The organism is Paenibacillus sp. DMB5 (assembly GCF_001517085.1).
Lineage (GTDB): Bacteria > Bacillota > Bacilli > Paenibacillales > Paenibacillaceae > Paenibacillus_AQ.
In genome coordinates this window covers 1-13151 of the sequence record NZ_LRAC01000146.1, presented here as the reverse complement: position 1 = coordinate 13151, position 13151 = coordinate 1, and the positions used below count along the sequence as shown (strand labels likewise).

At 50.0% G+C, this 13151-nt stretch carries 8 protein-coding genes and 1 pseudogene; all 9 read left to right on the top strand.

Annotation, left to right across the window (positions count from 1 at the left end; translation table 11 throughout):
* The first annotated feature begins 11 nt into the window (after positions 1-11).
* On the top strand, positions 12-557 hold the full coding sequence (locus tag AWJ19_RS25230) for a hypothetical protein (protein ID WP_068728007.1): 546 nt from the start codon (positions 12-14) through the stop codon (positions 555-557).
* A 161-nt stretch (positions 558-718) separates the two neighbouring features.
* Positions 719-988 carry an alpha/beta-type small acid-soluble spore protein gene (locus AWJ19_RS25225; protein WP_068728006.1) on the top strand — a complete coding sequence of 90 codons (270 nt, stop codon included), beginning with the start codon at positions 719-721 and terminating at the stop codon, positions 986-988.
* 209 nt (positions 989-1197) lie between these two features.
* Entirely contained in the window at positions 1198-2400 is a 1203-nt protein-coding gene (gene metK / locus AWJ19_RS25220) for a methionine adenosyltransferase (RefSeq protein ID WP_068728005.1), read from the top strand.
* A gap of 229 nt (positions 2401-2629) precedes the next feature.
* Positions 2630-6646, top strand: a complete 4017-nt coding sequence (locus AWJ19_RS25215) for an Ig-like domain-containing protein (protein WP_068728004.1) — start codon at positions 2630-2632, stop codon at positions 6644-6646.
* A gap of 233 nt (positions 6647-6879) precedes the next feature.
* Positions 6880-9612, top strand: a complete 2733-nt coding sequence (locus AWJ19_RS25210; RefSeq protein ID WP_082708107.1) for a stalk domain-containing protein — start codon at positions 6880-6882, stop codon at positions 9610-9612.
* A 57-nt stretch (positions 9613-9669) separates the two neighbouring features.
* A complete protein-coding gene (locus AWJ19_RS25205; protein ID WP_068728003.1) occupies positions 9670-10827 on the top strand; it encodes a sensor histidine kinase in 1158 nt (385 codons plus the stop codon).
* A 4-nt stretch (positions 10828-10831) separates the two neighbouring features.
* A complete protein-coding gene (locus AWJ19_RS25200; protein WP_068728002.1) occupies positions 10832-11554 on the top strand; it encodes a response regulator transcription factor in 723 nt (240 codons plus the stop codon).
* Between the two features lie 303 nt (positions 11555-11857).
* A complete protein-coding gene (locus AWJ19_RS25195) occupies positions 11858-12232 on the top strand; it encodes a hypothetical protein (RefSeq protein WP_068728001.1) in 375 nt (124 codons plus the stop codon).
* A 194-nt stretch (positions 12233-12426) separates the two neighbouring features.
* Positions 12427-13151, top strand: a pseudogene (locus tag AWJ19_RS25190) (hypothetical protein); the annotation flags it as partial.

Here is a 13151-nt window from a genome sequence, read left to right as displayed (position 1 = left end):
GGAGGGCACTAATGAAAACGGTATGGAAAATATCCTTGGCAACCGGTGTATTGGCAGGCAGCCTCTGGGCTGGTTCTCTGCTCAATGTTACTGCTGACGGTGCAAGCGTTGGTTCCCAGCCAGGTACGGCTGATGATCCTGTAGTCACCAAAAGCTATGTTGACCAACAAATTCAAAAAGCACTTCAAGGCGGTGGTACAGCAGCAACTCAAGCACCCGTGGCTACTGCGACACCTGCAGCTACGACAGCGCCGGTTGCAACAACCGCACCAGTTCAGAGTGGAGAGGCTGTAGAAATTGTTGATGTTAAACCGGGCCAAACTTTAATTGCCGGAGCTGGTGCTGAATTTATTGTACGGGCCGGCAAAGCCGTTATCTATTCACAGGATAGCAATGGTGTTGCTGATCTGACAGATGGTACAGATCTTCTTAACGGAACTGCCGCACCATCCAATCATTTATTATCTTTCCCGCGTGATGGCCGGGGGATAACTGTTAAAGAAGGACAGACTCTGGGATTGGTCGTTATGGTACGCGGACCGTACACTCTGAAATAATTTTTTTGTGCATACTTATATAATAAGAATGCCCGGCAGGATGAATTTTATACCCCGGAACTCTTTCCCACACCTGACAAACATTAACCCGACTTAAAGCTATGGTTCAGGTACACAATACTTCCTGTAATTCTAAACAATCATTCAGGAGGTGCTGTACCATGGCACGTACTAATCGCACAGTAGTACCCGAAAGCCGGGCGATGCTGAAACAAATGCAATATGAAATTGCAGCAGAATTCGGGTTATATGGTCATTCCTATGGCGGAGGAGCCGATACGGAATTTGCTTCTGAGCTGGGAGCGCTTGGAGGATCGGGCGGGGTTGGGCGGACTCCATATCTGGGTCATCTGACTTCCAGAGATAACGGATCTGTAGGCGGAGAAATTACAAAGAGGCTTGTGAAGCAGGCGGAGCAGTCTCTTTTCTGATCATAGCGAAACTTGCCTTTAATTGACACCTTCCGGCAAATAAGATAATATGACTTTTGAGGAAAGCCTTAAACCTTTTCCATGTGGAAAAGGTTCATTTTTTGGACGGGCAGAAATTCATTATATATTATTACCATTTATTTGACCTGTTATGTGTTAAGGAGCCCCCTTATACAGTGTCAGACTAACAATATGGGAGGTTGATGTACATGTCTATTAAAGGGCGTCATTTGTTTACTTCCGAGTCTGTTACGGAGGGGCATCCGGATAAAATCTGTGATCAGATCTCTGACGCGGTTCTGGATGCTTTTTTGGCTAATGATCCGAATGCACGCGTAGCCTGCGAAGTGGCTGTCGCCACTGGTCTTGTATTGGTCATCGGCGAGATCAGCACCAAATCGGAATATGTCGATATTCCGTCCATCGTCCGTAATACCATTAAAGAGATCGGCTATACCCGGGCAAAATTCGGTTTTGACTATAATACCTGCGCGGTACTGAGCTCACTGAATGAGCAGTCTGCCGATATTGCACAAGGTGTTAATGCTGCACTTGAGAATCGCGATCCAGCACAGGTTGCTGAGGAAACTGCAAATATCGGTGCCGGAGACCAGGGTCTGATGTTTGGTTTTGCAACAAATGAAACACCTGAACTTATGCCGCTGCCGATTGCATTGTCACACCGGATTGCCCGCCGGTTATCCGAAGTCCGCAAAGACGGTACTTTGGAGTATTTGCGTCCGGACGGCAAAACACAGGTTACCATCGAGTACCAGGATGAAAAGCCTGTACGTGTTGATACCATTGTAGTGTCGACTCAGCATGCTGAGGAAATTACACTTGAGCAGATTCAGGCAGATATTAAAGAGCATGTCATTCTGCCGGTAGTTCCTGCTGAACTGCTGGATGATAACACAAAATATTTCATCAACCCTACAGGACGTTTCGTCATTGGCGGACCTCAAGGGGATGCCGGTCTAACCGGACGCAAGATCATTGTAGATACTTATGGCGGTTATGCCCGTCATGGCGGAGGCGCTTTCTCCGGTAAGGATCCGACCAAAGTTGACCGTTCAGCCGCTTACGCTGCCCGTTATGTTGCCAAGAACCTGGTGGCTGCCGGACTTGCGGACAAGTGTGAAATTCAACTGGCCTATGCAATCGGTGTAGCTAATCCTGTCTCGATCAATGTGGATACATACGGAACAGGCAAAACCAGTGAAGAGAAGCTGGCTGAGCTGATCAGCAGCAGCTTCGATCTTCGTCCTGCCGGCATTATCTCCATGCTCGATCTGCGCAAGCCGATCTACAGACAGACCGCAGCTTACGGACATTTCGGACGTACTGATGTGGATCTTCCATGGGAACGTGTAGATAAAGCAGAGATGCTGAAGGCTAAAGCCGGAGTCTAGACTTTTCATAAGATAAGAAAGTAATGTTTTACTCAAAATAGACAAGCCCGCAACAGTACTTCTATTGCAGAAGATCACTGGCTGCGGGCTTTTTTGTGTTATTGAAGAACAGATCGGAGATGCAGCGTCCGGAAAAGCGTGAGTCTTCTAAACTTTGGAAGCCTGGAAGCCGAAATATAAGGATATGTATACAGACGAGAAAGTATGGCTTGAGAGGAGTCTTTAGCGCATGAAAAGGAAAATTTCAATCTGGACAGCACTCATTCTGGCTGGAAACCTGCTGCTCAGTACCGGTTATCCGTCTATTGGGATTGGCAGCCAGACGGCACATGCCGCAAATGAATTTAACGTCGGAATCTCCCCGGCTCAGGGAGAGATGAATGTAAATGTTAGCTCAAATATCAAGCTTAGCTTCGATAGGCTGGTAAGTCCGCAAAGCGGAAACATCACAGTTACGGCACAAGGGGCGAGCGAGCCGTATGTTACGATCCCGGTAGGGAGCTCGGGACTGATCAGCAGTTCTACGGAATATCAGGTCAAATTAGGCAAGGAACTTGAATATAACAAGACCTATACGGTTAATGTGCCAAAAGGTATGTTCAAAGATAGCCTGGGCCTTGAATCGTTAGCGGCCTCTTCAATATTTACTACTGCTCCATCTATTAATTCAGCTATTACTGCAACAGAATACACGCCGGCTAATTATTCACGGGTTGACAGCAGTCTCACCCAGCTGAGCCTGAAATTAAACAAGAAGCTGCAGAAGGGCGGCGGATCGATCAAACTGATTGCTTCGGCGGACAATTCTGTGGTTCAGGAGTTTAAAATCAAAGAGGGTGAGCCTTATGTCTATCTGTATAATGATAGTGCAACCTCAACTACAACAGTAACGCTGACCTTAGCAAATGGACTAACAGCCGGCAGCAGCTACTATGTGCTGATTGATCCGTATGCACTGAAGGATGATGATAATAAATCCTACGCAGGCATCACTACGGGGAATGTCTGGAGCTTTTCGGTAAAAGGCTCTGCTGTGCCGGGGATAACGGTATCTCCATCAAACGGGGCAGGTGCTGTAGCGGTATCAACGGGTATTCAGCTTACGTTTGACCAGCCAATGATGCCGGCTACGGGGGTTATATCTGTGTCGCCAAGTAATACGGCGAATGCCAGATATTTTAACGTGAATTCTGCTTCGGTAACGGGAGGGGGAACCCGGTTTATTAAGGTTGCTTCAGCCTCTGCGTCTAATCCGCTGTTAAGCAACACCCAGTATACGGTGACTATTCCGCAGGGGGCATTCTATGATCAGGATGGCAATGTGTTCCCGGCTTCCGGGCCTTACACATGGACATTTACCACTACTTCGCTTACAGGTTTCGGAATAACTTCGCTAAGTCCGGCTGATCGCAGTGAAGCAGTGCAGATCAACCAGCCGATCAAAATTACCTTCAATCAGGCAACCACCTTAACTTCGCCGAATGGGGTAGCCTTATATAAGAGTAACGGAACTAAGCTTTCAACGACTGTAAATCCAAGTGCAGATTCAAAGGAATTTACTATCGTTCCTTCAGCAGGACTGGATAATGATACTGTTTATTATGTCGATATTGCCCATGGAGCATTTGTTGATAGCAACAACAATCCGTTCGAAGGTTTTAATGGGCGAAATGCCTGGAGCTTTAAAACAGTAGCTCTGGATAAAACAGCTCCGCTACTATCTTCTGCATCACTTGAGAACAACCGTACCATCCGCCTGAAGTATGATGAAGCGCTCAACTCAGGTGTCTCTTTGATGCTTGGCAGCTTTACCGTTACTGTTAATGAAGAGAAGCGTAACATTGATAGTGTTTATATTCAGGGGGACAGTGTCTACGTTACACTCAGTACCGGTGTAGCCGTAGGTCAAGTCATTAGAATATCTTACATCCAGGGAATAAGAATGATAGAGGATTTAAGCGGAAACGCTGCAGGCTCCTTTACAGCGCGTGTGGTGACCAATAACATCCAGTCCGTGCTTCCGACACCAAAGGATGGAACCCTCACCGGCAAAACACTGGTGCTGAACTTTAATGATCAGCTTAGAACAGCCTCTGCTGCAGGCTACATCCAGTTCTATGTGTATGCTGATGGCACTTCACTGGGCGTTAATTCAATGAGCTCCAGCGGTTCATCCATTACACTGGGCTTAAACAATGTTGCAGCGAGCGGGCAGAACGTCCGAGTAACGTACTATGCCGGCTCTAATCCGCTGCAGGATCAATACGGGCAAAATATAGCCAGCTTCAGTGATTTCTATGTCCGGAATACCAGTGATACGGTGGCGCCTGTCTACCAGAGTGCTTCGGGGTCAGATAAGCAAATTGTCCTGACTTATAATGAGGGTCTCTCTCCGAACAGTCTGCCGCTGGTCAGCCAGTACTCGGTACTGGTCGGCAGCACCCCTAACTATGTGACTAACGTAACCGTGAGCGGCAATCAGGTAATACTTACTTTAGCAAGTGCCCTGTCAACTGGAAGCTATACCACCGTTTCATATGTTCCGGGAACAGCAGGAATCAGTGATCTGAACGGTAACCGGGCCTCTTACATTAATCTTCAGCCGGTATCGGTCTCCGGTAGCAGTGTAACCACCGTGCCGAATATTAGCTCAGCAACAATAACAGGGGATGAACTGACCGTTAATTTCAGTAAAAGCATGCAGGCCAGTTCAACGCTGTATAGCGGCCAGTTCGCTGTCAGAGTCGACGGCAGCACGGTAGGTGTACAAACCTTTAATGTATCGGGATCGACGATGAAGCTGGTTCTATCTACTGTAGTCAAAGCAGGCCAGACTGTTGATCTGTCTTACATGACCGGGGCAGGCAGTATTCTTGATCTCAGCGGAACTGCGCTTGCGTCGTTTACAGCTCTCGCTGTACAGAATCTGACCGGTACGGCAGCGTCCACATCCAGCCGCCCGTCCTATCTGGGCATTCTGGCTGCCAGTGAATTCGGCAAGGAATATCCGCTGCTCAAAAGCGATTCCGCGACTACAGCAGACGACCGCTCCGTGTATAACCAAATAGTCAAACGGTATGTGCTTGCAGCCGACCGCCTGAGCGCAAGCTATGATTATCTCCAAAAGCTAGGTACACCCTCCCTGGTATTCGAAGTGCCCCAGACGGAACTTGCCGCTTACGTGTCAGTGCCGCTAAAGCCGCTGCTGGATGCGGTTAACCGCAACAGCAAATCAGCTTTCGGCATCCGGTACGGGGATACCCTGTACAATCTGGCGCTGGATGATGTGAACATGAACGGTCTGGCTGCAGGTCTGATTGCAGACAGCAGCACAATATCGCTTGTCATCAGACTGGAAAAGGTACCTTCCGGCACATATACACCGTTTGAACAAAAGCTTAGAAGCCAGGGGCTGCAAACCGTCACCAGTCTGACAGATATCCGGATGAGCGCTGTAGTAAGCGGCAATTATTCTAACGGTACGGTCCTAAGTTCCCCAGGGGAATATACGGTACGGACGACCGCTACACTAAATAGTGACCAGACCTCGGCAGCCAGACTCGATCTTGTCTATTATGATGCCACGTATCTGCCGACGAAGATCAGTTCAGCAGGCAGCTATACCGTTATCCGGGCGAATACAACAGGAAATCAGGTAGTGGGAACATTCCTGTCAACCCGCAGCTTTACAGATATGAGTAAGCACTGGGCCAAGTCGACTGTAGCATTGCTTGCCGCCAAAAATATTATTGACAGCAGTTACGGTACTACGTTCAAGCCCGAGCAAAAAGTTACACGGGCTGAATTCGCTGTTATGCTTAGCCGGGGGCTTGGGCTCCTGGGCGACCGGGAAACGGCACAGCGCTTCAGTGATATACAGTCTTCAACCCAAACCGGTGATTACATTGGTGCAGCAGCCAAAGCAGGAATCATTACCGGGAATACAGACGGCAGCTTCCGGCCGAATGACAATATTACCCGTGAACAGCTGGCCATCATGATCATCCGTGCAATGGAGTACACAGAGCATCCGATTACCCTGAGCGGTACGGCTGCCTCTGCACTAAGCGCATTTAAGGACAAAAACAAAATACAGAACGCGGCTGCCGAATTTGTGGCAAAAGCGGTACAGGAAGGCATTATCCTGGGGATGACCCCAACGGAATTCCAGCCTCAGGGCAATGCCACCCGGGCACAGGCTGCAGTTATGCTGCAGCGGATGCTGGGTATGGCCGGTTATCTTTAAAATAAGTTTGCTTATAAGAAGTAAGCCCCGTGTAAGCGGGGCTTTTTTATGTTGTCTGCATTTTCTGTAGCAGCAATGAAAAGGGAGGAATCTAGCAATATTCGCAACTTTTCGTTAAAAATTCAGTCTATTTAATAGTAAAGGGGAAGTAGATGCCTGTTTTTTGACTTCATAATAGACGCTGGACACTGAAAGAGTGCGATTATAAAAAGAGATGGGAGAGTTACACTGAAATGAGCGAAGTTTTCATGGGGAACAGTGACAAGAAGCCGGGACGGGGAACAGGAAAGCCGGCGGCAAAACGTTGGATTGCAGCATCATTGGCCGGAGTGCTCTGGATTATGCCGGTGATTGGAAGTGAGGGACTGCCGGGATTGGGAACAGGTACAGCACCTGTAGCCCAGGCGGCAGCCAGTTCTTTTACAGTTACGAAGCTGGGTGAAGAGGTCATTACCTCCGGAGCGATGATGATGAAATATAAATACACCACACTGCGTTCAGGCAAAAGCGCAACCGGACTGGCGGATGTCATCCGTGTGGATTTGAACAATCCTTATGTTTCTCTGGATGTAATGACCGGCAAGGGCGGTAATCTGACTACCCGGCAAAGTACGGGCGGTATGGCTGCAGAAACGGGAGCAGTAGCGGCTATTAACGGGGATTACTTCAATACCGGCGGTGAAGGGGCCCCGATTGGAGGGCAGGTATCCGGCGGAGTCCTGGTATCGACACCTTCGCAGCTGGATGGAATGTATGCCTTCGCAGTAACCAAGGACCGCAAGCCGGTCATTGATGAATATATGTTTGAGGGTCTTGTTACGGCAGAGGACGGGTCCCAGTTCCCGTTATCCGGTATTAACAAGGGGGCTTATAGCCCGGAAGGCGGCAGTTCCACGTACAGCCATGCTAATGCTGCCTATATCTATACTGATGCCTGGACCGCTTTGGACCGGCCAAAGAACAGCTCAACAACACCGACAGAGGTGCTGGTTCAGAATGATGTTATCACGCAAATTTCTCTGGATGCGGCACTGCCTATGGCCGTTCCGGATGGTGCATATATCCTGCGGACTCACGGGCTGGCTGCACAATTCGTCAAGGCCCATCTGGCGGTAGGCCAGAAGCTTAGCAGTGTATACTCGCTGAAATCCAAAACGACCCAGCAGTCCGTAGATCCGGCCAGTCTGCAAATGATGATTGGCGGACATACCATTCTGGTCAATGGCGGCAAGGCGGCGGCCTTCTCGCGTTCGACTTCCAGCATCGGCGGCTACCGGGCAAGGACAGCGCTGGGATATTCCCAGGACGGCCGTTACGTCTATCTGATTGCGGTAGAGGATAATGCTAACAGCGCCGGGATGTCACTGACAGAGCTGCAATCCTTTATGACCAATATCGGAGTCTGGAAGGGATTGAACCTCGACGGAGGGGGCTCTACAACCATGGTAGACCGCCCGCTGGCCGAAACGTCGACTACACTTACCTTCAACACAGAATACGGTACAGAGCAGCGCAGCATTGTCAACGGCCTGGGAGTATATACTTCCGCTCCGCAGGGAGAGGTAAAAGGAATCAAGATCAGCGGCAGTCCGGTGCTTCTGATTGGACAAAAAGCCAGCTATACGTTAAAAGGGTATGATACCTACTATAATCCGATAGATGTGGCCTCGGGTAACCCTGCATGGACCTCCAGCAACGGCAGCGCGACTGTCAGCGCAGGTGAAGTAACAGCAGTCAAAGCCGGAACGGCCACACTGACCGCTACCAGCGGAGCAGCCAGTGCCTCAACAAAGGTAACCGTTCTGGGAGGAGAGGATCTGGCGAGCCTGTCTGTGGGCACAGCTACAGCTCCCTTGACAGCGGGTACGACCGTATCAGTCCCTGTTACAGCAGTCTCTAAAAGCGGAGCGGCTCTGAATGTGCCGGCTTCGGCGCTGAAATGGGAAATGGTCGGTTTTAACGGGAGTGTCCAGAACGGCAAGCTTACGGTTAATTCGGTCAATGCAGGCGTGACTACAGGCTACGCAATTGCCCGGTATGACGGCTTCAGTACCGCGGTTGTATTGTCTACAGCGGCAGCCACAGCCTGGGAAGATTTTGAAAATGTGAACTATCCGATTGCCTTCACTACAAATGCAGCAGGCGTCACCGGAACTGCGGCGGTTGTGGCTGGATCGGCCGAACGCGCGGGCTCCAAAGTGCTGTCACTCAGCTATGACATGACGGCAGGCAGCGGAAAAATGTATGCCTATGCACAGTTCAATGGAACCACCGGCAAGAGCATCCCGGCTGCGGCAACCTCGATGTCACTGGATGTTATGGGCGATATGAGCCTTAACTGGCTGCGGGCTGAGGTCGTTGACAATGCGGGGACAACGGCATACATTGATCTGGCTAAAGTGATTGACTGGAATGGCTGGAAGAGCCTGAACATCGACCTGTCGGGCTCGGGCATCAAGTTCCCGGCAACGCTAAAAAGAGTATATGTAGTCAATGTAGAGGAAGGGCAGGACGAGCGGGCCAAGACCGGTACGGTAGGCTTTGATAATATTTCTTTTGTTATGCCGTCCCTGTCCAGTGAAGCAGGACTTCCGAAGGCAGCGGCCTCCATGGTCATCGGTTCAAAGTCCCTGACGGTTAACGGCACTAAGAAAGCGATTGATGTCGCTCCGATCGTTAAGGATAACACCACTTATATTCCAATTAAATATGTAGTGGATGTCTTCGGCGGCAGCGCAGCCTGGGATCAGAATACCAAGAAAATCATGGTTTTGCGTGGGGCGAAGGCACTCGACCTGACTGTCGGCAAAAAAGAATATGTACTGAACGGGAAGCGTCAAAGTGCTGAAGTAGCTCCTTTAATCCTAGACGGCAGGACTTTAGTACCGCTTAGACTCGTCTCGGAACAGCTCGGACTGACCGTAAAATGGGAACAGAAAACGAAGACCGTAACTATCGAATCGTGATATGTTAATATAAAGGAAAGCCTTTAATACGATCCGATAGAAATGGGGCAAGCATCCGTGGAATTTCAGGCCGATGCGATAGATCGCGTCATTAAGAATACCATCGACGTGATGGAGAGCAGCAAGTATCAGATTTTTGAAATAATGCATGTTGCCCGGGACGAGCTTGTTGCACTCACAAAAGAACTGCAGAGGGTTATGGAAGAAACGGATGAAACATTGCAAAAAGTCGATAAGCTGGAGCTGCAGTATCACCGGTCACGGATCCGGCTGACCGAGGTCAGCCGTGATTTTGTCCGTTATTCGGAGAAGGATATACGGATTGCTTATGAAAAAGCGACCGAGCTGCAGCTTGAGCTTATGATGACAAGGGAGCGGGAGATTTATCTGCGGAGCAGGCGGGATGAGCTGCAGCTGCGGGTCCGCAGTGTCGAAAATTCTGTTGAGCGCGCAGAATCCATCGGTTCGCAAATGAGCGTTGTTATCGATTACCTGGCCGGGGAAATGGGACAAGTCACGCGGATTGTCGAAACGGCAAAAAACAGGCAGCTGATCGGGCTTAAAATTATTTTGGCTCAGGAAGAGGAACGCAAAAGAATTGCCCGGGAAATTCATGACGGTCCTGCTCAAATGCTGGCAAATCTAGTCCTAAGGACGGAAATTGTAGAAAGAATGCTGGTAAAGCAGGAATTTGGCCTGGTGCAGGACGAAATAATAGATTTAAAGGGACAGGTCCGCTACAGTCTGGAAGAAATGCGAAAGGTTATTTTTAATTTGCGTCCAATGGCGCTGGATGACCTTGGGTTGATCCCAACCCTCCGCAAGTATGTGCATGACTTTGAGGAAAAAACAAAAATCCGTACCACCTTCGAAACAAGGGGCAAGGAGCACCGGCTTTCCTCCGCTATGGAAGCTGCAGTTTACCGGCTTGTGCAGGAAGGTCTAACCAATGCTGCGAAGCACGCCTATCCGAGTTACGTTCTGGTAGAAATCACTTATCAGGCGCAGCTGATCAAGATTGTCGTAAAGGATAACGGGCTCGGCTTCAATGTAAAAAAGGTGAGCGAGCAGGGCAGCCGGGAAAGCTTCGGGTTGGTCGGCATGCGGGAGCGTGTAGAGCTGCTTGAAGGCAGGATGGAAATCGAGTCAGCGGAGAATCAGGGAACAACAATCGTAATTCACATTCCGACAAATGTGGAAAAGGGGAAGGAGTAATGTGATGGAGAACCAAAGCTCTGGCAAATTGCCGATAAAAGTACTTTTGGCCGATGATCATCAGTTGTTTCGCGAAGGGCTTAAACGGATTTTAAATATGGAGGACGACATCGAGGTTATCGGTGAATGCGGTGACGGTATTCAGGTACTGGAGTTCTGCAACGTTAACAAACCGGATATTGTGCTGATGGACATCAATATGCCTGTTGAAAATGGTGTTGAAGCTACACAGAAGCTACGGGAAATGTTCCCGGATGTAAAGGTTATCATTCTGTCGATTCATGATGATGAGAGTTATGTATTCGAGACACTGCGCAAGGGTGCCAACGGCTATCTGCTGAAGGATATGGAGGCGGAGTCGCTGATCAATGCCATCCGTTCGGTGTGTGAAGGGCATGCGTTCATTCATCCCAAAGTTACCGGTAAATTGATCAACCAGCTGCGCCGTATGACTTACCTTAACGAAACAGGTGCTATGGCTGAGACTCCGGTCAAGGAAGCAGGCGTGAAGTTCGTTGCCGGCGACAATAATCCGCTGACCCGCCGTGAGGCAGAGGTGCTGCGTCTGATGGCTGAAGGCAAGAGCAACAAGAATATCGGAGAATACCTCTTTATCAGTGAAAAGACCGTCAAGAACCATGTCAGCAGCATCTTGCAGAAAATGGAAGTTGACGACCGTACACAAGCCGTAATCAACTCGATTAAATACGGCTGGGTTACCCTATAACCGGCATAACGTTAACTGAGCGTTTTGGAGAATCCAAATGATCCGGAACAACATTACATAACGGCAGGGAGTATTTTGTCATCTGCCAGCGTATTGTTCAGTCGCAGTTATATTCGAATTTTGCAAAATGCTGATTTAAGTAAATACCCGGAAATAGGCGATCTGACCCTGTCCGCTTTAAGATAGCCTTTAGAGCAGACAGGTTTCCCAGGCGCAGGGAACCATGGGCAGTCACCGACCTCGGAACACCGGCATATAGTGTCGGTATAAGAGGAGGTGCATCTCCATGGTAGCCCAGTTAATATGGATTGCGGCTGTTTATGGATTGGCAGTAGCTCTCGTTCATATCCTGAAACACCGGGAACGTCGCATGCCGGACGGTTCAGCAAGCGGATTCATTATATTCTGATTACCCGCAATCATGAGGCGGTAATTGAAGGGTATATCCGGATGCTTGCCTGGCGGGCGTTCCGGGCGGGCAAAGCCTACCAGGTAACTCTGATGGATGACGAATCCAAGGACAGCACGGTAGCCGTAGCAGTCAGACTGGCCCGGAGCGGCTCCGCAATTGAATTCGTACCGCTGATGCAGCTTCAGGGTATGCAGGAACGGCAGACCGTAATAGATCTGCGGATGCCGGGAAGCGGGGGATCGCAATCGACACGCGGCGAATATTAATTCAATATGCAAGAAACGGGTGAAGCACACTCTCCATTTCGGGGGAGTGTGCTTTTTTGTGTTTTCCTGATTGCCCAAGCTATAGCGGCGAGAAAAGAAAAGGAAGTACATGGGGATCTGTAATTCAGGGTCTTTATCAGGATCAGCGTTTACGCTGACAGGGTGATTATCTTATAAGCAGGGGGCGGCATGTTATGAGAGTTAGTGTCTATGCAGCGGCAACAGAAGGGCGCTGGAAGCTATGGATCTCGGTTTTTCCGGCGGTTGACTGGTTATGGTGGAGCGGGAGGGGAGGGCGCGGCTGGAATAACAATAAGGCGGATGGACTTGTGATGCTGTCATCCGCAATTCCTCTCGGGTGGGGTGTGAAGCTCAGGGAGAAGATAGAATACAGCTATGCTATGCAGAAATGGACAGCAGCAGAATGGCGGGCCTGTATGGTAGATACTCTTAAAAGGGAGATCCGGGAAGAGGAAACAGCCCGGGGGCAGCGGAAGGAGGAGTGGGCTTGGGAGCTATTCGATGTGCGGGATATGCTAGATGGCCGGGCCGGACGGAGTGTGGGTGATGCAGGCGGGCAGAGAAGTGAAGAGGATTTGTGGTTTGAAGCTCCTGGCTGCATGCGGGAATTGAGTCATTCTGCAGACTGTCTTGTGACACTGCTGTCCGGCCGCTCACTTTTGCAGCCGGAAGTGGAGGCCCTGCTGGTAGAGCAGGCTGATGGAGCTGAACGGCTCTGGCAAGCTGCTGCCCAGCTTGCCCATCTGCAGGGGCGGATTCAGCTGGAAGCCGCTGTTGGTTATGAAAGCGCGAGCGGCAGAGGCGGGGATGCCAGCGGAACTGTCAGCATCCGCTGGAAGGCGATGCAGGCGGCGCTTCGCCTGCCGCCGCTGCTCTGGCGCGGCGCTGCCCGCCGCCA

What these genes read in the sequence shown, in the direction of transcription:
- AWJ19_RS25230 (WP_068728007.1), top strand. Translation starts at nt 12, where the DNA reads ATGAAAACGGTATGGAAAATATCCTTGGCAACCGGTGTATTGGCAGGC.
- AWJ19_RS25215 (WP_068728004.1), top strand. Translation starts at nt 2,630, where the DNA reads ATGAAAAGGAAAATTTCAATCTGGACAGCACTCATTCTGGCTGGAAAC.
- AWJ19_RS25210 (WP_082708107.1), top strand. Translation starts at nt 6,880, where the DNA reads ATGAGCGAAGTTTTCATGGGGAACAGTGACAAGAAGCCGGGACGGGGA.
- AWJ19_RS25225 (WP_068728006.1), top strand. Translation starts at nt 719, where the DNA reads ATGGCACGTACTAATCGCACAGTAGTACCCGAAAGCCGGGCGATGCTG.
- metK (WP_068728005.1), top strand. Translation starts at nt 1,198, where the DNA reads ATGTCTATTAAAGGGCGTCATTTGTTTACTTCCGAGTCTGTTACGGAG.
- AWJ19_RS25200 (WP_068728002.1), top strand. Translation starts at nt 10,832, where the DNA reads ATGGAGAACCAAAGCTCTGGCAAATTGCCGATAAAAGTACTTTTGGCC.
- AWJ19_RS25195 (WP_068728001.1), top strand. Translation starts at nt 11,858, where the DNA reads ATGGATTGCGGCTGTTTATGGATTGGCAGTAGCTCTCGTTCATATCCT.